The 24,690-nt window shown below is 39.4% G+C and carries 19 protein-coding genes; 10 read left to right on the top strand and 9 right to left on the bottom strand.

Going from position 1 to position 24,690, the window contains the following annotated elements; translation table 11 throughout:
- Positions 1–37: 37 nt before the first annotated feature.
- From B3317_RS07530 to B3317_RS07515, 4 genes are all read left to right on the top strand, one after another.
- Positions 38–799, top strand: coding sequence for a lipoate--protein ligase family protein (locus tag B3317_RS07530; protein WP_291110247.1), 762 nt, complete (start codon positions 38–40; stop codon positions 797–799).
- Between the two features lie 26 nt (positions 800–825).
- Complete coding sequence (locus tag B3317_RS07525) at positions 826–2,181, top strand: dihydrolipoamide acetyltransferase family protein (RefSeq protein WP_291110245.1); 1,356 nt, start codon at positions 826–828, stop codon at positions 2,179–2,181.
- A gap of 89 nt (positions 2,182–2,270) precedes the next feature.
- Positions 2,271–4,304: an alpha-ketoacid dehydrogenase subunit alpha/beta gene (locus tag B3317_RS07520; protein ID WP_291110243.1), complete on the top strand. Its 2,034-nt coding sequence runs from the start codon at positions 2,271–2,273 to the stop codon at positions 4,302–4,304.
- A gap of 123 nt (positions 4,305–4,427) precedes the next feature.
- Entirely contained in the window at positions 4,428–4,934 is a 507-nt protein-coding gene (locus tag B3317_RS07515; RefSeq protein WP_291110241.1) for a flavodoxin, read from the top strand.
- A gap of 55 nt (positions 4,935–4,989) precedes the next feature.
- Here B3317_RS07515 and B3317_RS07510 read toward each other — a convergent pair whose 3' ends face one another.
- The gene (locus B3317_RS07510; protein WP_291110239.1) at positions 4,990–6,180 is read right to left on the bottom strand and encodes an anaerobic sulfatase-maturation protein; all 1,191 of its coding nucleotides are present in this window, start codon (positions 6,178–6,180) and stop codon (positions 4,990–4,992) included.
- A gap of 266 nt (positions 6,181–6,446) precedes the next feature.
- On the opposite strand from B3317_RS07510, the gene B3317_RS07505 reads away from it, so the two are divergent.
- Positions 6,447–7,220: a carbonic anhydrase family protein gene (locus tag B3317_RS07505; RefSeq protein WP_291110237.1), complete on the top strand. Its 774-nt coding sequence runs from the start codon at positions 6,447–6,449 to the stop codon at positions 7,218–7,220.
- Between the two features lie 60 nt (positions 7,221–7,280).
- Here the strand turns inward: B3317_RS07505 and B3317_RS07500 are convergent, their stop codons facing one another.
- A complete protein-coding gene (locus B3317_RS07500) occupies positions 7,281–7,808 on the bottom strand; it encodes a DUF2867 domain-containing protein (protein WP_291110235.1) in 528 nt (175 codons plus the stop codon).
- A 213-nt stretch (positions 7,809–8,021) separates the two neighbouring features.
- Here B3317_RS07500 and B3317_RS07495 point away from each other — a divergent pair, with 213 nt between their 5' ends.
- On the top strand, positions 8,022–8,603 hold the full coding sequence (locus B3317_RS07495; RefSeq protein WP_291110233.1) for a DNA-3-methyladenine glycosylase I: 582 nt from the start codon (positions 8,022–8,024) through the stop codon (positions 8,601–8,603).
- Positions 8,604–8,650: 47 nt separating this feature from the next.
- Here the strand turns inward: B3317_RS07495 and B3317_RS07490 are convergent, their stop codons facing one another.
- Positions 8,651–9,523 (bottom strand): pyridoxamine kinase, encoded by an 873-nt coding sequence (locus tag B3317_RS07490; protein WP_291110231.1) that lies wholly within the window; start codon positions 9,521–9,523, stop codon positions 8,651–8,653.
- Positions 9,524–9,660: 137 nt separating this feature from the next.
- On the opposite strand from B3317_RS07490, the gene B3317_RS07485 reads away from it, so the two are divergent.
- Positions 9,661–10,203, top strand: coding sequence for a hypothetical protein (locus B3317_RS07485; RefSeq protein WP_291110229.1), 543 nt, complete (start codon positions 9,661–9,663; stop codon positions 10,201–10,203).
- A 700-nt stretch (positions 10,204–10,903) separates the two neighbouring features.
- Here the strand turns inward: B3317_RS07485 and B3317_RS07480 are convergent.
- Positions 10,904–11,377: a hypothetical protein gene (locus B3317_RS07480; protein ID WP_291110227.1), complete on the bottom strand. Its 474-nt coding sequence runs from the start codon at positions 11,375–11,377 to the stop codon at positions 10,904–10,906.
- A gap of 918 nt (positions 11,378–12,295) precedes the next feature.
- On the opposite strand from B3317_RS07480, the gene B3317_RS07475 reads away from it, so the two are divergent.
- Positions 12,296–12,733, top strand: coding sequence for a hypothetical protein (locus B3317_RS07475; protein ID WP_291110225.1), 438 nt, complete (start codon positions 12,296–12,298; stop codon positions 12,731–12,733).
- A gap of 17 nt (positions 12,734–12,750) precedes the next feature.
- Here B3317_RS07475 and B3317_RS07470 read toward each other — a convergent pair whose 3' ends face one another.
- On the bottom strand, positions 12,751–15,384 hold the full coding sequence (locus B3317_RS07470) for a hypothetical protein (protein WP_291110223.1): 2,634 nt from the start codon (positions 15,382–15,384) through the stop codon (positions 12,751–12,753).
- A gap of 153 nt (positions 15,385–15,537) precedes the next feature.
- Entirely contained in the window at positions 15,538–16,707 is a 1,170-nt protein-coding gene (locus tag B3317_RS07465; protein WP_291110220.1) for a PBSX family phage terminase large subunit, read from the bottom strand.
- A gap of 439 nt (positions 16,708–17,146) precedes the next feature.
- On the opposite strand from B3317_RS07465, the gene B3317_RS07460 reads away from it, so the two are divergent.
- Positions 17,147–17,377, top strand: coding sequence for a winged helix-turn-helix domain-containing protein (locus tag B3317_RS07460; RefSeq protein ID WP_291110218.1), 231 nt, complete (start codon positions 17,147–17,149; stop codon positions 17,375–17,377).
- A gap of 85 nt (positions 17,378–17,462) precedes the next feature.
- Here the strand turns inward: B3317_RS07460 and B3317_RS07455 are convergent, their stop codons facing one another.
- The 3 genes from B3317_RS07455 to B3317_RS07445 are packed head-to-tail and all read right to left on the bottom strand — an operon-like array spanning position 17,463 to position 21,637.
- Positions 17,463–20,372, bottom strand: coding sequence for a hypothetical protein (locus tag B3317_RS07455; RefSeq protein WP_291110216.1), 2,910 nt, complete (start codon positions 20,370–20,372; stop codon positions 17,463–17,465).
- Complete coding sequence (locus tag B3317_RS07450) at positions 20,369–20,914, bottom strand: hypothetical protein (RefSeq protein ID WP_291110214.1); 546 nt, start codon at positions 20,912–20,914, stop codon at positions 20,369–20,371. Before B3317_RS07450 ends, B3317_RS07455 begins: the two co-directional genes overlap by 4 nt.
- A 33-nt stretch (positions 20,915–20,947) precedes the next feature.
- On the bottom strand, positions 20,948–21,637 hold the full coding sequence (locus B3317_RS07445; RefSeq protein ID WP_291110213.1) for a hypothetical protein: 690 nt from the start codon (positions 21,635–21,637) through the stop codon (positions 20,948–20,950).
- Positions 21,638–22,802: 1,165 nt separating this feature from the next.
- Between B3317_RS07445 and mutA the strand changes: the two genes are divergently transcribed.
- Positions 22,803–24,689 carry a methylmalonyl-CoA mutase small subunit gene (mutA, locus tag B3317_RS07440; RefSeq protein WP_291110211.1) on the top strand — a complete coding sequence of 629 codons (1,887 nt, stop codon included), beginning with the start codon at positions 22,803–22,805 and terminating at the stop codon, positions 24,687–24,689.
- The last annotated feature ends 1 nt before the right edge of the window (position 24,690 follow it).

The following is a 24,690-nucleotide window of genomic DNA, read 5'->3' as shown; positions in this document are numbered from 1 at the left end:
AAAATAGATTCCGAATCTTGAAATAAAACGAATAATTATGCTTTGTATCAACAATACTCATACCGACGCTTATTTCAACCTGGCAAGCGAAGAATATCTTCTGAAAAATTTCAGAGATGATATTTTCATGTTATGGCAAAACGAACCGTCGGTCATTGTTGGCAAATATCAGAATGTGCTGGCTGAAATAAATCTCGATTTCGTCAAACGCAACCGGATAAAAGTCGTCAGACGCTTTTCGGGCGGGGGTACAGTGTTTCATGACCTCGGCAACCTCAACCTCACATTCATTGAGAAAAATAATAATGTAAACTTCGACAAGTTCACAAAACAGATTATCGCCCTACTCTCCGAAATCGGGATACATGCCCAATCGGACGAACGCAGGGCGATAAATATTGACGGGCTGAAGATATCGGGAAGTGCGCAATGTGTACACAAAGACAGGGTAATGTATCATGCTACCCTGCTTTTTTCGTCTGACCTAAACAGCCTCGTCTCCACATTGGAGAGCGACCCTAAGCAACTGGAAAACATGACAGACAACCGTATTTATGTAAAATCGGTAAAAAGCCCTGTTACCAATATTCTGCAACACCTGGATAAGCCTTTGGATATAAAGTTTTTCAAGAAATACATACTCGATTATTTTCTCAATAAGGACAAGGAAAACAAAATGTATAAATTTTCGGAAGAAGATATTTCGGCAGTCAAAGCATTGTCTGCAATGAAATATACTACCGAAGAATGGAACTTTCATGGCAACAGGACTGTAAACAATAATTATTTGCACGTATAAGAATAAACCAAAATATATAAATAACCATGTCAAAATTTGAAATAAAAATGCCCAAACTGGGCGAAAGTATTACAGAAGGGACAATCATTTCGTGGTCGGTTAAAGTAGGCGACACTATCAACGAAGATGATGTATTGTTCGAAGTGAATACAGCAAAGGTAAGTGCGGAAATCCCGTCGCCTGTCGCAGGTAAGATACTTGAAATATTATTTAAGGAAGGAGATACTGTTGCCGTAGGCACAGTGGTTGCGATCGTACAACTCGAAGATGAAGAAGGCGAGAGTGAAGATGCTGCTCCGGCTCCGGCTGCTGAAAAGAAAGCAGAACCTTCGACTCCGGCAAAAGCAGAAGAAAAAGCCGCTCCGGCTGCTGCATCCGCCGAACCGGCAGTAAGTGCACCCGCTACAAAAAACAGTGGTGACAGATGGTATTCGCCTGTTGTTCTCGGAAAAGCCCGCGACGCCAAGATTGACAAAGATGAACTCGACGCTATTCCGGGCTCCGGATACGAGGGTCGTCTGAGCAAACGCGATATAGAAAAATATATAGACAACAAGAAAAAAGGAATCTCAGCTACGGAAGCAAAACCAAAATCCGCAGCAGCAGAAAAACCGGCGGCTGCAACGGCTTCACATTCACAAACCAATGATGCGCCGAAGCCTGCTGTTCCTGTGGCTGTAGCCGATGGCGATACTATAATTGCAATGGACCCTATACGCAAGATTATTGCCGACCGCATGACTTCATCCAAAAAGATTTCTCCGCACGTAACCAACGTAATCGAAGTAGATGTAACCAAACTGGTAAAATGGCGCGAAGAAAACAAAGATGCATTCAAAAAACGCGAAGGTATCAGCCTTACTTATATGCCTGCAATCGTAGAGGCGACAGCTAAGTCTCTGAAAGACTTCCCCCGTGTAAACTCATCGGTAGACGGATACAATATTATCGAGAAGAAACGTATCAATGTGGGTGTTGCCGTATCGCTGAACGATGGTAATCTGATTGTGCCTGTCGTAAAAGATGCAGATAAACTAAGCATCAGCGGAATAGCAGCATCGGTAAGTTCTCTGGCAAACAAGGCCCGTGCTAACAAACTGATGCCGGACGAAATACAAGGCGGTACATTTACAATAACTAATTTCGGTTCATTCAAGAGTTTGTTCGGTACTCCGATCATCAATCAACCGGAAGTTGCGATTCTGGGGGTAGGTATTATCGAAAAGAAACCTTCTATAGTAGAAACTCCTGAGGGAGATGTAATAGCTATCCGTCACAAGATGTATCTGTCATTGTCGTACGATCACCGGGTGATAGACGGCATGCTGGGAGGGAACTTCCTGTACCGTATAGCAGAGTATCTGGAAAACTGGAATGAATAAACTCAGATACAAGTAGACAAGGTACAAGTAAACGAGTTTCTAACTTGTATCTCATATCTCGTCTACTTGTCAACTAACAAAAAATAAGAATGAAAAAATACGATATAAAAACCACAGACAAAGAAACGCTCAAAAAATGGTATCACCTGATGACATTGGGGCGTGCTATCGACGAGAAAGCTCCGGCTTATCTCCTGCAATCGCTGGGATGGTCGTATCATGCGCCTTATGCGGGGCATGACGGCATCCAGTTGGCAATGGGACAAGTTTTCAAGAGGGGCGAAGATTTTATGTTTCCTTATTACAGGGATATGCTCACCGTTCTGTCAGCAGGCCTGACCGCCGAAGAACTGATACTGAACGGTATATCAAAAGCTACCGACCCTGCCAGTGGCGGGCGTCATATGTCGAACCACTTTGCCAAACCCGAATGGGGAATACAGAATGTATCATCAGCGACTGCCAACCATGACTCTCAGGCTGTAGGTACCGCCCGCGCGATGGTCTACTATAACCATAAAGGGGTGGCGATAGCCTCGCATGGAGATTCATCCACATCTGAAGGTTATGTATACGAAGCGATTAATGGGGCATCAAAAGAGCAACTGCCTTTTATCCTTGTCGTACAGGACAACGGCTATGGTATATCTGTTCCTAAAAAAGACCAGACAGCCAACCGTAAAGCTTCTGAAAATTTTAGAGGAATTAAAAATCTGCGAATCATATATTGTAACGGTAAGGATGTTTTCGATTCAATGAACGCCATGACCGAAGCCCGTGAATATGCTATTGCAAACCGCACTCCGGTAATAGTACACGCCAATTGCGTGCGTATCGGCTCACACTCCAACTCGGATAAACATACACTTTACCGTGACGAAAACGAGTTGAAATATGTAAAGGAAGCCGACCCTCTGATGAAGTTCCGCCGTATGATGTTACGCTATAAACGCTTTACAGAAGAGGAACTGAAAGAAATAGAAGCAAATGCGAAGAAAGAATTGAGCGCCGCGAATAAAAAGGCTCTGACAGCACCGGACCCTGACCCGGCATCTATATTCGATTTTGTAACACCCGAACCATATCAGCCACAGAAATATGTCGACGGCACACACAATGAAGAAGGAGAAAAGAAAAATCTCGTTACCGCATTGAACGAAACATTAAAAGCCGAATTCCGCCACAATCCCGATACCTTCCTTTGGGGGCAGGATGTTGCCAACAAAGATAAGGGAGGTGTGTTTAATGTATCGAAAGGCATGCAACAGGAATTTGGCGAAGCGCGTGTATTCAATGCGCCGATTGCCGAAGACTACATTGTGGCCACAGCGAATGGAATGAGCCGTTTCGACAAAAAGATAAGAATAGTAATAGAAGGAGCCGAGTTTGCCGACTACTTCTGGCCGGCAATGGAGCAGTATGTGGAATGTACGCACGACTACTGGCGAAGCAACGGTAAATTTGCGCCGAATATTACTCTAAGGCTGGCCTCAGGCGGATTTATCGGTGGAGGGATGTACCACTCACAGAATCTGGAAGGAACATTAACAACACTTCCGGGAGCGCGCATCGTATATCCGTCTTTTGCCGATGATGCGGCAGGACTGCTGCGTACAAGTATGCGTTCCGAAGGATTTACAGTATTCCTCGAACCGAAAGCATTATACAATTCAGTAGAAGCCTCGACCGTCATCCCCGACGATTTCGAAGTACCTTTCGGAAAGGCCCGCATCCGCCGTCCGGGTAAAGATCTTAGTATCATTACTTATGGGAATACAACTCTCTTCTGCCTGAATGTTGCCGAACGCCTTGCCAAAGAAGACGGCTGGGATGTGGAGGTAATCGATATACGTTCGCTTATACCTCTCGACAAAGATGCCATTTTCGAATCGGTGAAGAAAACCAGCAAGGTACTTGTTGTACACGAAGATAAAGTTTTTTCTGGTTTTGGTGCGGAAATAGCTGCCATGATAGGAACTGAAATGTTCCGCTATCTGGATGCTCCTGTGCAGCGTGTAGGTTCCACATTTACTCCGGTAGGCTTCAATCCTATACTGGAGAAAGCCATACTACCGGGAGAAGACCGGATATATGAAGGGGCTAAGAAACTTTTAGAATACTAGCAGCCCCCTAAATCCCCCAAGGGGGACTTCTGTAAACCCCAAAATAAAAATATTGAAACACCCTTCGACTCTCTGAGTCCCTCCCCTCAAGGGGAGGCCAGGAGGGGCTATAACTTAACAGATATGAAAAAAATAGGATTGTTTTACGGAACAAGCACAACGAAAACCGCGGCAGTAGCTAAAAAAGTTAAAGCTGCATTCGGAGAGGACAAGATTGATATTATTCCCATAGAAGATGCATGGACAAAAGATTTTGAAGGCTATAGCAATATTATCATAGGTGTTTCCACATGGTTCGATGGTGAACTGCCTACTTATTGGGACGAAGTGAAGCCCGAGTTGGAAACATTGAAGATGAAAGGGAAGAAGATTGCTATCTTTGGCTTAGGCGATCAGGTAAAATACCCTGAAAACTTTGTAGACGGTATAGGTATACTAGCCGAAACATTCGAAGCTATCGGAGCTACTCTTGTAGGATTTACTTCAACAGAAGGCTATACATTCGAACATTCACGTGCCGTGCGGGATGGTAAATTTGTGGGACTGGCGATCGATTTCGAAAACCAGCATAGCAAGACAGACAAAAGAGTAAAAGAGTGGGTGGAGCAATTAAAGAAGGAATTTGATTGATTTATCGACAGATGTACAAGAACGGGACCTTTCATTTGGATGGTCCCGTTTCTGTTTATATGAAATATCCGTTTTTTACAGCATCCATCACATTCATCGGCGAACGTTGATTATCCAATTCATTTTTCATAAAATCCATATAAGGCGCTACGTGATCGAAAAACTTATAATATCCTTTGCATAAATAATTTAGTCCTTCCTCTCCGGAATCTGTTTTAATTATCCTGTTCTTAGGGCATTCGCCATTACAGGCAAAAAGATACTTGCAATTTTTGCACTGAGAGGGTAGTTTATCATATTTATCATTGCCAAACTTGATCTGTTCGTCGGAATACATCATTTCGGTCAGCGTTCTGTTATTTATATTCCCCAGTTTATATTCCGGATATACAAAATGATCGCAACTATACACATCTCCGTTAAACTCCATCACTCCCGCATGACCACAAGTCTTTGCCTGTATACAAATTCCGGGTGAAACGCCCATCCAATTAGCCAGTGTGGAGTCGAAATACTGAATAAAAAACGTGCCAACGTCCTGCTTCACCCATTCATCGAAAATAGCAATTAGAAAATCACCCCATTTCTCTGAGGGAACATTCCACGGAGCAAAGTCTCCGTCAACTTTCTCTACAATACCTGCAAATTGAATATAACGACAATCAATACTCTTGAAAAAATTATAGAATTCGAGAGGAAAATTTACATTGTAGTCATTCACTACACCCATTATATTAAATTCTACATCATGCTTTTTCAATAAGGCAAGACCTCTCATTACCTGATAAAAAGAAGGACGGTTATCCATCGTCTTACGATATACATCATGACAATGCTGAGGTCCATCAACAGAAATACCAACTAAAAAATTATTGTCTTTGAAAAATTTACACCAGTCATCAGTAAGTAAAGTACCATTAGTCTGTATACTGTTTGCTATTTGTCGCCCCCTTCCATATTTTCGCTGCAATTCAAGTGCCTTTTGATAGAAACTTCTATTGCGCATCAAAGTCTCACCCCCATGCCATGTAAACATGACTTCCTGCATAGTCTGTGCATTGAGATATTGCTCGATAAAAGATTCCAGCAAATCATCACTCATTATATAATTTTTCGAATCAGGATACAAATCCTTCTTTTCGAGATAATAACAGTATTTACACCGGAGATTACAGACGGCTCCGACCGGCTTCAACATAACATACAACGGTTTAGAAAAAGGGGAAACATAGTAGGTAGCTGACATTTTTCTAATAATATTGATCTGACTACAAAAATATAATTATTTTGATTATCATGATTAATAAAAAAGATTAACCCGATATAATACTGATTTATGAAAGAACAATTCTAAAACAGTATTGTTATATATTAAATATATTGTTCTATTCGGATTGGCTAATTATGTAATTTATACAAAACTAGAAAAACTATTAGTTGCAAACACATCAATAAAAAGGCTATATAATATTAAGAATTCGAGATTTAATAACACATCCATTAAGCATGATCATGAAAAATTTTGTATTGAATAGTATACTATTCTTTTCACTAGCTGGCGTCTTTGGAATCTTTACATCTTGCCAAAAACCTGTCAAAGTAGATAACAATTCAGAGGTTCAGAATACAGATATAAAGATCCCGGAAGAAGAAATATTGAGCAACCCGGTTCTGACAGCCGAAGAGCAGGCACAACTGACACCGGACACTGTATTAGAGATTCTAAAACAGGGAAATAAGGAATTTACAGAAGATAACCTTACCGTACGTAATAATTCGGAGCGTGTCAGAGAAGCTGCATTAGGGCAATATCCTAAAGCTGTAATAGTATCTTGTCTCGACTCGCGCATTCCTGTCGAAGATGTATTTCATAGGGGAATAGGAGATATATTTGTAGCACGTGTGGCAGGAAATGTGGTAAATCCCGATATACTGGGAAGTCTGGAATTTGCATGTAAAGTTTCGGGTTCTAAACTGGTAGTGGTACTGGGACACGAGCATTGCGGAGCTATAAAATCAGCTATAGACGATGTAAAACTTGGAAATATCACAACATTACTTTCCAGAATACGTCCTGCTGTAACTTTGGCGTCTAAAGATTTTGAGGGAGATAAGACTTCCAATAATCCTGAATTCGTACAAAAAGTTTGCGACGACAATGTAAAATTGACAATGGAAGAAATTCGGGTAAAAAGTCCTATACTGAAAGAAATGGAAGAAAAGGGAGAAATAAAAATTGTAGGAGGAGTATACCATATGGAAACAGGACGGGTAGACTTTTTCTGATAGCTAAACAGTAAACCTTCCGGTGACAGGTTGCAGGACAAAAATGCACTGCAGCCTGTTTTATTTTATATCCTTCCCGATACAGGTTTTAGTGGCATATTTCAGCATTTTTCTCACCACAATATGATGGAAAGGACAAATAGCATAGAAATAAGCACATCCGAGCCAGTTATGAAACTTAACCAATGTGATAACATTAATAATCTGCTTATTACCCTCACTCTCTATATAGACAGACAAATGTGCTGACAAATGTTTGTCGCTGAGACAAAGTACCGTTTCATTTTCTGACTTGTCAGGGACAGACATAAGGCCATAGTCAGTACCTTCACGGATACAGCGCTCAATTTCTTCAGCATTCTTATTTTCATCTCCTTTGAGTCCGAATGGCTTAACCAAAGTATTGCGGATACGGTAAAGATTTTTGAGCCATTTAGGATTCACAGTCCAGAAGGCAACCTGAATATCATCAGCCGTAATGATTGGTGTATTCTCTATGATACATTCGAAAATATCTTTGTAGTTGACCGGAAGATATTTGTTTACTAACGCCTTTCGCGGAACATTCTTTTTTTGTGTTACGATCATTCTTTTCTTTACTATTTCACTATAAAATTAAAGATTTTAATTTTCAAATCAACCTGGAATCATAATTAATATTGTATTTTTAAACTATAATAGCGTATTTAGCAGGTATAGGTATATAGTATGAAAGAGATAGAGATAAAACTAGGTGATGATGAACAAATAGATATTATGATGAAACTGCAATTAAAATAGATATAATAAACAATAAATTTTATGAGTAACAATACAGAGATAACCCGCTGCGGATGGGTAGGAAATGATCCTTTATACATAAAGTACCATGACGACGAATGGGGTACGGAAGTGACAGACGACAAAACTATGTTCGAATTCCTTGTTCTCGAAAGTGCTCAAGCCGGCCTGAGCTGGATAACCATCCTCCGGAAACGGGACGGTTACAGAAAGGCCTTTGCCGGATTCGATGCCGAAAAAGTTGCTAAATTCACAGAGGAAGATGTGGAACGGCTGATAAAGGATGAGAGTATTATCCGTAACAAACTGAAAGTAAAAGCGACAATATCCAATGCCCGACTTTTCCTCGATGTACAAAAAGAATTCGGTAGTTTCTGCAACTATATGAAATCATTCCTGCCTGACGGAAAACCAATTATCAACCATTGGAAAACATTAGCCGAAGTACCTGCATCAACGCCACTGTCGGATGCTATCAGTAAGGATATGAAGAAGCGGGGATTTAAGTTTTTCGGCACAACAATTTGCTACGCACATCTGCAAGCCGTAGGTTATGTAAACGATCACTTGACCGGCTGTATATGCAGGACAAGTAAACAGTAAGCTATAATAAGTGATAGAAAATAAAGTACATCATGGTGAAATCTTAATTATATCAACTCATATGTACTTACCTGAATTGGAATATGCAGATTATGCAAGACCTTTTCGAGCAGGATACCTTCGCGCGAATCGTATTCATAACCGAATGTAGCCCTTATCCCCTGATAACAGAACTGGGTGGCACGGTCCAAAGCCATCGGCAAGCTGTCGCCCTGCATCATTGCTCCGGTGATAACACTGGTGAACGTATCACCCACACCCGGATAATGTGCCGGTAAATAAGGGCAGGTCACTTTCCAGAAACGGCCGCCATTACGGTTATAAGCATATACCGATGTCTTATGCGGGTCATCTGCTACAGGCACACTGGTAATGATAACTATAGAGGGACCTTTTTCGGAGAGAGCCAATAGGTATTGCTTCAGTTTCTCATCTGTATATTCTTTTTCGTAGGGTATATCCAGCAGATAAAAGAGTTCGGTCAGATTAGGAGTCACTATATCAGCTACGGTAATTAATCGTCTCATCTCCTCTACAATAATAAGATCGAAACCTGTATATAACCTGCCATTATCTCCCAGTACAGGATCTATAACAACAAGGTTATTTTCTTTGCGAAACTCCTGAATGAAGTCTTTCACGATCTGTACCTGTTCGGGAGAACCCAGATAACCGGAATAGAATGTATCAAATCCTGCACCCAGTTTCTTCCATTCAGCTATAATCTTCCGCATCTCATCTGTCAGGTCGAGGAACGAAAAATGAGGATACTGGGTATGGCTGGAAAGAATTGCTGTAGGTAAGGGGCTGACATGAAATCCCATAGATGTAAGTATAGGGATTACTACCGTGAGTGATACCCTCCCAATGCCCGAAAGATCATGGATGGCAACTATTTCTTTTGTTTTACTGAAATACATATGGTTATATGACTAACTTTATTAATAACACGATAAGCAAAATACAAATATAACTCATTGAGTCCGAGAATTACTTCTTTATTTACAAAAAGAATTATACCTTTGTATACAAACACACACCAGAAAAACTTACACTAATGAGAGCTATTAACTTCCTTTTTCTACTGGCCGTTTTTATTACAAGCATCTTTTTCTCATGTTCATTACCCGAACCGGATATCGCTTTTCGCTTAAAAAACCGAAGACAGGCTATTGACAGTATTATAGCCAAAGGAGGATATCCATCTCATTTTGTTGCCGTACTAAATGAGCACCAAGACATTAACTGCTATTATCAATTATTCCATGATAATTCCAATAGTTTGGCTAAAGCTTCAGAAACATACACCCGAAATAATAAGACAAGTGATACTACCTTCGTTTACTACTTTGACGAAGATGAAAAGACCATTGCCTTTCAGGTAAAGATAACCGTAAATAATGACAGCATTTTTAACTCGGTAACAGCTTTTTATAACAGAGATATGGACGTGATAAGAAAAGAATATGCCATTATCGACAATTGCGACATCCCTGTAGATGGCAAAGATTCATTATCCATCGATCTTACCGTATACAGCATTCCTCCCGATGTAGCGACCTTTGCCCTACAAAAAAAAATAATATTGCAAAATGACTGATTAATCCCTTGGCCTTCAATGTTTATAGCCCGGAGGATACATTACATTAACCGGCATGGAGACATGCAAAACCATGCGAACTTCACAGCTCACATGGCTTCACGCTTCACAAACTACACAAAACTTGCGGTTCTTCCTTATTATAAAAAAAATCTAAATTTGTGCTAATAAAATTTATAAAACTATTATTTATATTGGGCATTTAAACTCCATCAAACAGATATACTCTTATAAACCTGTATATTTATTATAAATCAAATGTGTCCAATATCCAGTCCGTTATTTCAAACGGTCATAAACATCATTCATTCTACATAGATAAAAGTAATACAACCAGATGGGAAAAGGAGACCTATTTATGAGTATTTTAAGGCCAGATTGTTTCTTATTTAAGAGATGGAAGTATTATTCATTTCGAATCCTGGAATATTAAAAATCCCAAAGCACCAATTTATCGTTTTTAGATAAATCAAACAGGAACAGTTTCGATAATCGAAAAACAAAAAGATCCTTATTAATATACCTCTTATAGAATCAGGCAACAAAATATACGATACATCAACAAAAGAGAAAAAACAAGATAATCCCGGCTTCTTTTTTAAGAGGATTTGTATAAAAAAAGAGAAAATAAAGTTTGCATTTTATGTTAAAAAACTCATAGACTGCACTTAATATTAAACTATTTATTTTACAATAAAAACTAAACTATCATGGCGTTTTTCTTCTCCTTCACTCCCTCAACATACCCCGCAAAGAAAAACGGGATATTGTCTTCACTACCATTCTCGAAACGTCCCTTTACCTTCTCATATGCAAGCAGAGACATTTCAAATTCGGGCTGTCCGGTGACTAATACAGGCTGATCCAGTTTGTCGTACCAATAATATTGGCCTCCAAAATTCTGGCGGGCAACTTCAAATATATACGCGCCTATCTTTATAATCATTATTCGCTTAGTCTCATTATCGCCCCGTTTATAAAACGAAGTATTCTCTTCCATTATCTCATCCAGCAACTGAAGACTATCCACGCTGAAATCGAGCAAAGCAACATCCTTAAATTGATTAACCAGAGCATTTGCATTTGCCTGCATATCCTCAGCAAACTGCCTGCGATCCTCATCTGTCACTTCTGTCACTTGTTTTTTCTTCCTGAAGAAATCAAATAGTCCCATACTTACTTAATTATTTATGCGAATCAGTAGTTGAAATAATTTGTTCGTTTTTTTCAGCTACGCGCAATCAGAGATTGCTTGTGTTCCTTTTGCCTAAAGCCGCAAAAGGAACCAAAAACGCTTTAGCGCCCCGCTTCATAGGCCGACCCGTAACGGACAAAAAGACGAAACGGAAAAACTCGCTGGAAAGATTGTATAATCCGAATCAACCGATCAGCTCAAACACGTTTCCGTTTTTTTCGTCTTTTAATCCTACGGGTACCCCGTCCATGAAGCTAACGGCGCAGGCTGACGCACTATAAGGTTAGCGCATATTGAGCTTGAGGGCTCTGCCCTCACTATGGCGTCCGCCCCCGCGCATTAGCGACGCAGGCGGGGTACCCACACGGTGCAGCCGGCGTAGAAAGTGACGGGGCGATAGCCCATTCGTCACTTTCAGTTGGCAAACCGATTGTGGGTCGCCGAGGAACGAAGCGCTAGCCTTTTGCTTCCTTTTGGGCAATGCCAAAAGAAAGGACAAGCCCGGGAGGGCGCGGCAGAGATGAGCTGAAAGATAAAAATTTTCACAAAGAACGCTTATATGATTAAAAAAAAACAAATTATTTCAACTACTGATTCACTTTATTTACAAATTTAGAGTTGCAAGTTACAAATTTTCGCTTAGTAATCGGTACGCCTTATCAATATTATAAACAAGCGGGTAGTTCGATTCGTGCTGCCTCTTAAAGATTATTTACTAAAACTTGACAAATCTGACACTTTTTACACATTTTTCCATCTGTCATTTTTGTTGCTCATATTTTCTGCCCTTTTCGGAGAGCATCGTGTTTTCATAATATATAAATTCTTCGTTTTCAATTGTTAATTCTTAACTAATTTAACTATCTTTGCCTTTAACAAAACTATATCCTAAAAGCGATGAAGAAACTCCTGTATTTTTTATTTATTTGCTCGTTGTGCATGGGATTCGTTTCCTGTGGCGGGGATGATGAGCCGGAGCCGGAACCCGAAAAATTTGTATGGAATGGTGACTGGAATGACCCGAACGATAAGAATTATAAGCCGGAGGGATATAATCCGATAGAGGGATTGTGGAGAGGTGACAATAATGATGAATATGGATTATATTTCTCTAATGATTTTAGAACCTACATTGTCACTTTTTTTCCTAACGGACAACACCTTACCTCTGGTACAGGTATGACATACATTATAAATGATAAGGCTTATAGACATGATGTTGCAACTATGTATAAATACGAAACAAAAGACGATAAACTATATTTAGTGTCGCAAACGCAAGGTGGCATTGAAGTTACAGAAGGCTGGAGTACATATATTCGAGTAAAAGAATAAAAGGGGAAAATCCCCTTTTAAATTATCTTTCGAATTAATTTTAATTTTCCTCTTTTCTTTTCCAGAGGGTCGTAACCATCTATTTCAGCGACATTGTATAAATCTCCGTTAAAATTCACCAAAGATGTTTTCAGGTTATTATATTCATCTGGTGAAAGCATGCAATCTACAATAGTGTAGTTGTTTTCTGAGTTTAGTAGCAATAAGAAATACTCATTGAGAATAGAATCAGCCTCGTTTTCGTAATTGAGAAACAGCTTTTTATCTCTATTGGTATAGGAGTTTGATACAAGGGCAAACTTTAAAGGTGTTCCTTCTATGGGTATATCAAATAACCCCGATTTATACCAAAAACGTTGCGCTTTATCAGAATAATACTTATCCATCATATCTGCATAATCGTAATCTTTTTCCCATGCTTCATGCTCCATAATAACAGGTATACTGACAATTGGGTTTATTCCCTGCTTAGCATTCTCCTCGTTGGCAAACAAGTCTTTGTACCAGCAGTAAGAAAAAGTGGATGTCTGTGTAATGGCTGTAGTTTCCGAACTTCCGGTATAATATTTTCCACCTCCGGTCATGCCCGAATTGATGGCTTTTTCGTCCGCTTCATTCCCATTTTCGTCTTTTACATATTCCTTCAATGTACTGTAATAGCCTTCTTCGTTCGTATCTATTGTAAAGCCAATATCGTACAGGTAGGGCAGTTTCAATGATTCGTTCGACCTTTGATTTACATTCGCACATTTGTCGAGGTCTATAATATTTGTAGCACGGGTTATAATATTTCTGCTTTTTACATTTAACTCAAAATTAGTTTCTCCTGTATTTATGATATTAAGATTGAATGCTTTGCAAAAGTTATCAATCCAGTCATTGACTTTTATCGCGCTTGGCAGTAGTTTTATAAGATTCATTTTTCCAACATCGAAAACTGCTTTATCAGTCCAGTGCATTGAATCAGTACTAGAACCTTTGTCATCCATTTTCAGCCAGTTGCGGTAAGGAGTGAAAGGCTCTAACGTCAATTCGAAGTCTATTTCATGGTTGTACCACGCATCGGTTCTTCCTTTTAGTGCAGCCAGCCTTGATGTGGATACGATAGTTATGCATTCATCTTTCTCCAGCCAAATTATTTGAGAAACCTGCCCTGTACCATTCCAGTCGTCTGTCCTCGTCGTATGAGTCCGCATTTCTGCGGGAATATCTTCCAATTCGACAATAAATTTCCGAGGCGTATCCAAATTATTTGGAGAAAAATAGCCATCACTTTTTACTGCGGAATAGAACCTTTCTTTTACATCATTTTCTTTATTACCATAACTCCAAGATAATCCCCCACTTATTGCTATCGGATTATGGAATTTTCCATTGCCAACCAACAGATTATCATAAGGAGTTATAATCTCGATGGAAGCATCCTCCCCTCCCCAGGACAGACCGCAAATGAGATGCGGATTTTGCTTTGGGTCGACAAAGTTTACCGCATGAGCTTTAGGATAGATGTTATTTGCATCGCCTAGATTTTGATTTATATTATTATAGCAATAGATATTATCAATCATCTGGCTATCTAAAAAATCACTATCCGTGTATCTTAACACCTTTGCTTCATAGATCGGGTTTGCCAAACTTCCCTGAAATATACTCATACCGGCCGGATCTTCCAAACCCTCTGTTTTACCACGATAAACAGCTTTGAAAAACAATTTATATAAGCCTGTTTGTGGTATTTTAAAAACTGTATTAGTAGTATCACCCTCTTTGGATATTGAAATATTTGTTCCTGATTCGCTTTTTTTCAGATTTCTTATATTTTTTGAATTGAAAAAATTTCCGGTTATATACCCCCGAGGTATGCCTAGTATTTCAGTATTATTTATATGATAATTATCTATTACACCGTTCATATAATTACCCCATGTCCCTGAGATTTTCAAACTTCCTATACCCCAGAGTTTTTCATAATTTTCAGGGTTTTTATATGATACATACAGATTTTTCAGCCTTTCGTCTGTCATTGCACTGCCTGTAAGTGAATAGCCTGAATTTTTAAATATTTGTTCCAGCATTTGCAGGCAATTAACAGACGGCGGAAAATTTTCCAAACCAAATACAACAGATGCGTCATAAACGTTTTTCGGAGTATAAGTTTTATTTGTATCTCTTTTCGGCATCAAGCTATAAAGGACAAATGGAAATATACATTCCGAATTTTCTTTTGTGTTATATGTTGTAACGTCCTCTATTCTCGTGAAATCCACTAACCACTTCCCAGCCTGATTCATCTTCATCTCCCCGAAAATATCCTTCACTGTCTTGGCCGCCGGAATCCCCAGATTCCCCTTATAATAATCTTTTCCTATCTCGCTGATTTTGAACTTGCCGTCAAAAATCTTTGTACCGTTCGCCAGCAGCTGCGCATCGTACAGTTGCGAGAATTTTCCTTTCACCTCCTCGGTGTTCGTATAGCCGAAAATGGCGTTATTGGTAGCCGTGGCAGGCAGGCTGATGTCGTATGAGCGTTGCGCGTCTTTAGTGCTTAGTTCCGCCGGATTCAGTAATTGACGTTTGAGATAGATCGAAAAATTCTCCGGGTTTTCTATCTCACATAATTGTTTGTTGATGTAGAGTTCTAAACTTGCCATAATGTCTAATTTAATGTGCTAATAAATTAATATGCCAATGTGCCAATTGTTTAATATGTAGTCTATTTAATATGCCAATGAAATAATTTAAGAATTACCTTATTTGTGAAATTTATTGGCACATTGGCACATTATCACATCGGCACATTAAAATTATTTCCCCCTTATCACCGAATAATTCAATCCGGCACCCTTCTCCAATAGCTTATTCATGCATACATAACGCTGTGCATCAATAGAGTGGTTATACTTGTCTACAGGCGTATTTGTTACATTGCCGAATTCATCCGTTTTCCAACAATAGTTGCGGTATTCAGTTATGATATTCACGCTCCGGTTGGTCACATGCTTTCTGTACCTGTTCAGAACAGAAATACCTGAATTGATACTGTCTTTCCCCTTTTGTGCAGCTTCCACTTTCCAGCCTTTCGCACTTATCTCCCTGATGCTCTTAGGTTCGGCACTATCGGCAATAACAGGTGTATCGCGTGGGACACCCAACATGCTTAGATGCCCGGCAATCATAAGGTTGTCGTAGCCTTTGGCATACAGTAGTTCGTCTATCCAGAGTTCTCCGCTCGCAAGGCGTATATCCACTATCGCCGTAGGGTCGTTGGTAAAGCCGAAATCGATTCCCAGCCAACGTTTCTTATACACTTCGGGCATAGACTGCACGATATCCCAGTTGCGGACAATCACGCCCTGCCGGACTCCGGTCTGCCCTTCACCGTAGACCCGCCACCAGTCTTCGTCATCCCGGTTCGATTCTATTTCCCTGACCTGCGCACATGAGAGAAATTCATTGTCGCGATAAGTAGAGTGTATCAGTTTGGCTTCGGGCAGGACAAGCACCTTTTCATCGAGCCAGAATTCGAAGCAGGGATTGCAGTCGAGAATAATATATTCGGTCGTGCGGATCGCCAGTTGGCGGTACACCTCATATTCGATATTGATGCACTCGTTGATGTAGAGTATATCGCGCGAAGGGCCGTGTACCTTACCCGGATTATCGGCTGAAAAGAATTCAATAATAGAATTATTCACCTTGTAAATCTTATCCGTGGCATTCCAGTTTTTCTGTTCCCACATACTTTCCCGCTGAAGCATATCCATGAAATCACGGATACAACCCCTTTTCAGATGGGGCATAGATTCGGAAACCACCGATATAATCCTCGGTGCTTCGGAATGCGAAGCAATGGCATGCAGCAGTTGCAGGATACTGTAAGTCTTCGACGAACGGGTCGAGCCTTTGTTTACGATATAGCGGTTCCTTTCGTTTATTCCTTCGAGGTTGCGCTTAAATACGGAGGTAGTTTTCATACGATAATTTTGTTTTTAATGGATGTATGGAAACGCGCATAACAAAATTATCATGTACTTTGGTGAATTGTTATTCATGCTCGTTTTCATATAAGTAAAATTGGTTTTTTACTTATAGATAAAGTTTTTGAAAGTTGATAGCGATATTTGACAAAATAGTTACATTTATCGTTATCCGCTGTGCTAAAAAACATGGAATGATATGAAATATAATAAATTATCTATAAAATTTGATTATATTTATTGGAATTACAGGAAAATGTTCTTAACTTTAAGGGTAGAAGGAAACGCGCATGTCCGCCATATCCGGCAACCGGTAACGGACAAATTCTTATACTTGTATTTAAAGGCCCTTGTGACGGATTGTTTATCCGGAATACTACTTACTCCTCTATTTCAATATAGAGTTTTTCGATTGATTTTTAATCATTTTAAACTTATGGCTATGACGGATAATGCTATTGGAACAAACGCCGGTAATATCTGGCGTCTCCTGTCAACAAAAGGTAGTCTTTCAGTAAGACAAATCGGAGATTATACGCATTACAAAGATTCGTTGATACTCCTTGCTATCGGATGGCTGTCCAGAGAGAATAAAGTTCACATCAGTGATAGAGACGGGTCTATATATATTGAACTTAGTGCCATATTTCCTGAAAATTATTATTAATATATCGTTATACCCCGTTAAATAAATAATAAAGGGGGGGACTTGCAATAAGTCCCCCCCTTTTCGTATTTATTCATGAGATGTATCATCTATTCCCTGCCCGTGTCCTGATATTCGGATTCACAAGGATATAACAGGCTTTTACATTTAGTGTTACCAGATTGTAAACTATACCGCATGTAGTATCTGTGGTCACCCTACGGTAGTAATATACTCCCGATTTTATCTGAACGGGAGGCACATAAGAAGTGCTTGTAGCTCCTGCTATATTAGACCATGACGTACCGTTTGTACTTGATTGCCATTGGTAAGTATAGAATCCTTCCCCACCTGTCACATCAGCCGTTAAGGTTGTTTGTTCACGCACGCATACCTCTACGGTCTGGTCTGCAGTACCCGGTGTTGGTACCAAAGGTGGTGTCACTGTAACGTATACACTATCCAGTTTCTCTATACCGCAATACTCCGGCGTAACCGATACTTTGTACCAACCCGTCATATTAGTCTGTACATTATTAATAGCCGGGTTCTGTAAATCGGATGTGAAACCGTTAGGCCCTGTCCATGTATAATCGGTATTTCCCAAAGTGATACATTTGAGCTGTATCGTCCCGCCTGTACAAACAGGGTTCGTACTCGCATATACTATTTTTGCAGTCTGAAGATTAGATATAGTTATCTGCTGCTCAAATGCATTTCCGCACTGGTCGTTGATACGAACAGTATAAGTCTCATCAGCAAGTCCATAGGTGAAATGGGCAATACCGCTGGTCGTAATATCTGTGACACCCGGTATTTTTACAGTATTATCTGCATTCCACAACTGGTATGTATAAGGCGCAACTCCGTTCATAGCCTTCACCGAAATGTTCCCGGTGGTTCCTCCCACGCATACATATGCTGAAGTAGCATTAGGATCGAGGTCTAAAGGCGGAGCAGTATAAACAATTGTAGTACTACCAATAACACAGGCAGTAGAACTATTGTCCGTCAATATACCTAATACATAAGTTCCCGGCCCGGAAAAAGTGAAAGATCCCCCCGGAGCAATTACTGTTTTATCATATCCCGCAGGGCCACTGGTCAAGCGGTAGTATGTAGTCGTTGGATTGCCTTTATATGTTATACTACCGGTCGGGGTTATCTTCATTCCGGAACAAGTTAATTGCTCATTATAGCCAAGGTCTTTGTAACTATATATACCCGGGTTATTGAGAGTCGCAGTAACAGGATTGCCACAGCCGTGATTAGCTGTAAGCGTATAGACACCCGGAGGTAAATTTGTTGTACCCATATAATAAGAGGAAGAGGTTGATGTCGTGGTTACCGTTTGTGAAACATATCCTGCGGGTCCCGTTATTGTCAAAGTAGTTCCTATTGGCCAACTTGCATTTGCGGATATATATAGGCCTCCTCTATCTACGGAACATTTATCGTCATATGAACTAGATGTAGTCAGGGAATAGGTTGTCGGTAATGTGGATGCTACATTACGGGTTGTAGTATAAGTAAAACCATCGGCATATACTGCGGTGAAGGTATATGTCTTGCCGTACTCCAAAGGACAGGAATAGGTTGTCGTAGTATTAGTAAGAGTTTGAGTACATACTACTGTATTATTGGGATCAGTAATAGTCACCTCGACAGGTATACATTTATGGGTTCCGCTTGGTAGATAATAAGCCAATTGATAACTGTCGCAATTAAGCCTATTGGTGGTAAATGTAATGTTTCGATTTAGAGCAGAAATGGAACTAGTAACTACCGTACCATTTTGGTCTGTACATGTTACAGTATACTGAGTATCATACTCCAAAGTCATTATATCATTAGAGTTGACATTATATAACCAGTTGGGGTTACTATAAACTACATCTCCCCCGGTTGTTTTTTTCACTACAAAATTTAATGGATAACAAAACAATCCATCATAATCAGTCCATGCCCTCATTGTATATGTATAGTTATCGCAATTGCGATCACGCATAGTATAAGTAAAATAGGTTGGCTTTTTTATATTAGTAGTAAAACTTTTGTAAACGTCATCACAACCTTTCAAACGTATATAAATTGCAAGACTGTTCGATGTATAAAAATTAGCTATTGTATTAGGAGATATGTTCAATAATATCCCGCCGGTAGCAGTACTGTTCCAGTTCGTCCAGTGAGTTGGTGTCTGTCCGGCAGGAGCAGCACCTATTTCATACATCGTATCGTTGTAATATCTTTTATAGTCCGGATTGGTAGAAACTTCAGTTGAAGATGCAGTCCATTTTACATAACCACATGAACCTTGAGTATTATCTACATCCGGACGAAAAGAAGTCTGAGTCTGGTTAGTAAAAACGGGAAATCCGGTAATAGCTCCCAGTGTAAAATCCCTGACCGATGTATAACATCCATCGCTCACCTGCACTGTATAATTCCCTGCAGGATAGTTTTGACCAGGAAAAGTATAAACATTTCCACTCTTTGTAGGAGTAACTACCTGGGGTGTCGTTACACCTGCCGGCGCCGAAGTAATAGTAAACGTAAAAGTCCCGCTACCATTGGTAACATTCAGGGCAATAATACCGGTATTGCACTCTTGATATGATTTTCGGGAAACATCAGAGTTAAGTGAAACTTCCGGTACCTTGTAAGTACCTCCGACCACCAGATTTGAAACACTCTTAACAGTACTGTATTCGCTGTCTACTGTACAGAAAGCCCGTACTGTCAATTCGTATGTGCCGGGAGGTATATTTCTTAATACATTGTCACTTTGCGGATTGATAGAGAATCCCCCTTGGGAACTGAGTCCGTATTGTACATTAAATATATTGGTAAGATCTCCTCCTAGTGTTACGGTAATTTCCCCATTAGACAAACAAGTGGAATTCTTGATCTGAGTGCTCACAGTGAAATTAGTATTACAAGTCTGTGCTCCGATTTGTGGTGAGAGGAGTAAACTTATGCACAAACAGGAGAATATATAAATGATTTGTTTTGTCATAATGTGTCTTTATAAGGTTCGTCTCTAACTAAAATAATAGTAAATGTACCCTCCAATGTGAAATTGTACTGACTGTTACCATAAATTTCGGGGAAAGTAAAAGTAGCTGTATTTCCCTCTATAGTCAAGGTGTACTGGGGAGGTAAAGAATATGACATCGAGAATATATCTTCTTCGGGCTTCGCATTTCCGTCTCCGTCAGATTCTTTGGCTGGCAATAGTAATCTACCCTCATCTATTACATTATATTCCTTCAGATTATTCCATAGAGTACAAGCAGACAGCATCCCCGACTGTATATATACCGACAAAAATACCGGCTGAACAGGAAATGGCAATCCTTTCATTTCCTTCAGGGAAATAGTATCATTAAAAGCATGGGTAAACACCTCGGCTTTAGTCTCATAATTACGAACACTAATCGCAGCACTACGGAATGAATAGCTTCCGCTGGTTTCCTGTTTAGCATCTTTAACCCCAGAGGTCTGTGTATATGCAGAAATTGTACACAGACAAAATATTGCTATATAAAATATTTTCATAATTTATTAATCTTTATTTTTTACAAACAATTGTCATTTAACTTTAAAAACAATGTTCATAAATGTTTTTTCGGAATAAGTAAATTGTGCAAATAGTTTATATTTCAAAACCCCGGTATTACTCAATGTAATATTCTGGAAAACCGTATTATCATAATAGGTAATGAAATACTCCAAAGCATTACTTGCCAACACAGGTAAGGTTGTCGCTCCCGCACCTTTGACAGAGGAAGCAGAATTAGTCAGCCCAAATTGTTCTCCGTAAAGTGCATATAAATCAATGGTGAACTCCTGCGTTCCTGAGTTATAAGATGGATCAGCCGTATCTGTAGGTAGTACAATTGACGGCATATAAAAAAACTTAGGAGTCACAGATGATACTTCAGGAAAGAGTTTTACCCATTTAGTCCCATCATTATAATAATGTCCGGGCGTCACATCGCCTGTTGTAGCAGTATTATAAACGGTCATACCGGCTACATGAGCAGATAATGGACTGGCTAATGCTGTTGAGGTCAGTGATACACGAGGCAGCAGGAGACCCTTACTTGATGTTCCCGTACTCGTTTCTTTAAGATCCAATAAAGCATTTGCATTCGGGATTTCACCCGAACCGATTGTAACTTGAGCATGTGTAATTTGGCAAAAACATATTACCAGACAAAGTAATAGCAGTTTGTTTAAAGTTGTACCTTTCTTCATAAAAATAGTTATTTGTTTCATTTTGTGTTATGTTTACAATGTAGTATCTAATGTATTTCTTATAAATATTTATTAGTAAAAAACCCGGTGCAGTAAGAATATCAAGTGGTAAAGACCTTGCACCTGCTACTTTCACAAGCAACATGGAATGCAGCGAAGACAATATATTTAAAGACATAGACCATTGATAGTAAATGCTATAAAAAAAAGCATCTACGAAAAATCTCTTTCCACACCGGATTAATTGATATATTTTTGAAAAATGAAAACTAGTCATTAAAAGTAAGACAGATTTGTAAATATAAATATTGTTAGCTATATTAAGACGTTCTGTATGCACATAGAAAGACGTATAATACCCGCCAGATTGCAATAATTGGCAAGTAATATAAAACGAATCCGGGAAGTTTATAAGTATTTCATTCTCTCTCTCTCTCTCTCTAATAAAATAGGTGTAACTCCCAAATTATTAGAAGAAAAAATACTAAATAAACTGAGTTTATTTATTAAAATAATGTGTATTAAATGAAGTCTGAACATACCCAAAGGGGCGTAAAATGAATTTGTCTATTTATCTTATTTATCTCTCAACAAAGATATGTGCTCTATAGCAAAACTGACGTATACATTTGTGTCACAATCGAAATATTATTGGCAACACGAACACTACAAACCCCAAGATCACACACATAATATGACACAAATAAATCTATTCAAAGACAAAAGCATCAATAAAAGACTATCTTTACAAAAATTAAACTTTTAATGACACGTAAATACAGTCTAAAATATTCAAATCAGAAAAAGGATTATACTCCTCCCAAAACAATCTATCAGTATCACATTTCTTTGAGTACCCTGTAATAATATTCATTATTATATCTATTTAACCTACTCATTTATTGTATCCTGAAACCAGGCTGTTTTAATATTACATTGACACTTTAACACCTCTTTTAACCAATTACACCAATTTATACATTACTCCTTAGATTTTTTAGCCTTTAAAACTTTACTAACCAAACAAAATACTTTACTTTTGTACTGCATTTTTAAAAAGTATAACTATTTGAATGTAAGCACATATAAATATTATTTATGCGAACATAGATAAATAACATATAATCAACTAAGAATCAACACGATTACAATAAAACCTATATACATTAAACAATAAAAATTAATCATGGCTAATCAAAAAGAAAAGCTTTTCTCAGACTTTCCACCGGTATCTACCGAAGAATGGATGGCTAAGATTACGGCTGACCTGAAAGGGGCCGACTTTGAGAAAAAACTTGTTTGGAGAACAAATGAAGGGTTTAACGTAAACCCTTTCTACAGAAGTGAGAATACAGAAGGCCTGGCAACAGCCGATTCTCTTCCGGGTGAGTTTCCATATGTACGTGGTACCAAGAAAGACAATGACTGGTATACACGTCAGGATATCTGCGTTAATGACTTCAAGGCTGCCAATGCGAAAGCTCTTGACGTATTAAACAAAGGTATTACATCACTTGGCTTCTCTATCGATGGAGATGATGTGAATGCAGAAAATATCAGGACTCTATTGAAAGACATTTTACCGGAAGCTGTAGAACTTAATTTCAGTACATGTTACCGGAAGTCGCTCGAATTAACAAAAATCCTTGTAGAATACTACAAAGAATCGGGCGCAGACCTGCTGAAATGTTTCGGCTCGGTAAATTACGATCCATTCAAACCACTTTTGAAAAAAGGTCGTGATGCAGAAGGATGGGTAGAAAAAGCTGCTGAAATAGTGAAAGCTGCTGCCCCACTGCCTCGTTTCCGCGTACTGGCCGTAAATGCACATGCTACAAATGATGGTGGTGCATACATCTATCAGGAACTCGGATATGCACTGGCTAATGGTAACCAGCTATTAAGCGCTCTTGTTGAGGCTGGTCTGGATGCTACATTAGTAGCAAAGAAAATCAAATTCAACTTCGGTATCGGAGGAAACTATTTCATGGAAATTGCAAAATTCCGTGCTGCACGTTGGTTATGGGCCGAAATAGTCGATGCTTACAAACCTATATGCAACCATGATTGCCCTAACAAAGCAGAAGATGGTACTTGCCGCTGTGCGTCTAAAATATACGCACATGCACAAACATCTACATTCAACAAGACAATATACGATGCGCATGTAAACCTGCTTCGTACTCAAACAGAAGCTATGTCTGCGACGATTGCAGGAGTTAATTCACTTACAGTACGCCCGTTCGATGAAACATATAAAACATCGGATGATTTCTCTGAAAGAATTGCCCGCAATCAACAGTTATTATTGAAAGAAGAATGTCACTTCGATAAAATCACCGATCCTTCTTCAGGTTCATATTATATAGAAAACCTTACTAAGTCTATCGCAGAACAGGCGTGGAAACTGTTCCTTGAAACAGACGAAAAAGGATTCTATGAAGCTTTGAAGGCCGGAACAGTACAGACTGCAGTGAAAGCATCGGCCGATGCACGCTTCAAAGGTTTGGCTACTCGTCGTGAGATACTATTGGGAACCAACCAGTTTCCTAATTTCACAGAAAAAGCAGAAAGCAAAATTGTAGAAAAAGAAAGCCACGATTGCGGATGCTCTAAAGACGCTCCTTACCTCGCATTACCTACCGATCGTCTGGCAACTGCATTTGAAAGCATGCGTTTAGCTACCGAAAAACATGGTGCACCTACTGTGTTTATGCTTACTATCGGTAATCTGGGTATGCGCCTTGCACGTGCTCAGTTCTCTAGTAACTTCTTCGCTTGTGCGGGTTACAAAGTAATTGACAACTTAGGTTTCGAAACTGTTGAAGCCGGAGTGAAAGCCGCACGCGAAAAGAAAGCCGATATTATCGTTCTTTGTTCCAGTGATGATGAATATGCAACACTTGCACCGGAAGCTTATAAGCTAATCGCCGGTAAAGAGCATTTTGTAGTAGCGGGAGCTCCTGCTTGCATGGATGAACTGAAAGCTCTGGGAATCGAGCACTTCGTTAACGTGAAGAGCAATGTCCTTGAAACATTAAGAATGTTCAATGCTAAACTGGGAATCAATTAAG

Source organism: Dysgonomonas sp. UBA7710, assembly GCF_002482385.1.
GTDB lineage: Bacteria > Bacteroidota > Bacteroidia > Bacteroidales > Dysgonomonadaceae > Dysgonomonas.
Note: the sequence above shows the minus strand (reverse complement) of the source record. Positions and strands in the feature narration are given on the sequence as shown.

Coding starts and splice junctions, on each gene's coding strand:
- B3317_RS07530 (WP_291110247.1), top strand. CDS start 38: ATGCTTTGTATCAACAATACTCATACCGACGCTTATTTCAACCTGGCA.
- B3317_RS07525 (WP_291110245.1), top strand. CDS start 826: ATGTCAAAATTTGAAATAAAAATGCCCAAACTGGGCGAAAGTATTACA.
- B3317_RS07520 (WP_291110243.1), top strand. CDS start 2,271: ATGAAAAAATACGATATAAAAACCACAGACAAAGAAACGCTCAAAAAA.
- B3317_RS07515 (WP_291110241.1), top strand. CDS start 4,428: ATGAAAAAAATAGGATTGTTTTACGGAACAAGCACAACGAAAACCGCG.
- B3317_RS07510 (WP_291110239.1), bottom strand. CDS start 6,180: ATGTCAGCTACCTACTATGTTTCCCCTTTTTCTAAACCGTTGTATGTT.
- B3317_RS07505 (WP_291110237.1), top strand. CDS start 6,447: ATGAAAAATTTTGTATTGAATAGTATACTATTCTTTTCACTAGCTGGC.
- B3317_RS07500 (WP_291110235.1), bottom strand. CDS start 7,808: ATGATCGTAACACAAAAAAAGAATGTTCCGCGAAAGGCGTTAGTAAAC.
- B3317_RS07495 (WP_291110233.1), top strand. CDS start 8,022: ATGAGTAACAATACAGAGATAACCCGCTGCGGATGGGTAGGAAATGAT.
- B3317_RS07490 (WP_291110231.1), bottom strand. CDS start 9,523: ATGTATTTCAGTAAAACAAAAGAAATAGTTGCCATCCATGATCTTTCG.
- B3317_RS07485 (WP_291110229.1), top strand. CDS start 9,661: ATGAGAGCTATTAACTTCCTTTTTCTACTGGCCGTTTTTATTACAAGC.
- B3317_RS07480 (WP_291110227.1), bottom strand. CDS start 11,377: ATGGGACTATTTGATTTCTTCAGGAAGAAAAAACAAGTGACAGAAGTG.
- B3317_RS07475 (WP_291110225.1), top strand. CDS start 12,296: ATGAAGAAACTCCTGTATTTTTTATTTATTTGCTCGTTGTGCATGGGA.
- B3317_RS07470 (WP_291110223.1), bottom strand. CDS start 15,384: ATGGCAAGTTTAGAACTCTACATCAACAAACAATTATGTGAGATAGAA.
- B3317_RS07465 (WP_291110220.1), bottom strand. CDS start 16,707: ATGAAAACTACCTCCGTATTTAAGCGCAACCTCGAAGGAATAAACGAA.
- B3317_RS07460 (WP_291110218.1), top strand. CDS start 17,147: ATGGCTATGACGGATAATGCTATTGGAACAAACGCCGGTAATATCTGG.
- B3317_RS07455 (WP_291110216.1), bottom strand. CDS start 20,372: ATGACAAAACAAATCATTTATATATTCTCCTGTTTGTGCATAAGTTTA.
- B3317_RS07450 (WP_291110214.1), bottom strand. CDS start 20,914: ATGAAAATATTTTATATAGCAATATTTTGTCTGTGTACAATTTCTGCA.
- B3317_RS07445 (WP_291110213.1), bottom strand. CDS start 21,637: ATGAAACAAATAACTATTTTTATGAAGAAAGGTACAACTTTAAACAAA.
- mutA (WP_291110211.1), top strand. CDS start 22,803: ATGGCTAATCAAAAAGAAAAGCTTTTCTCAGACTTTCCACCGGTATCT.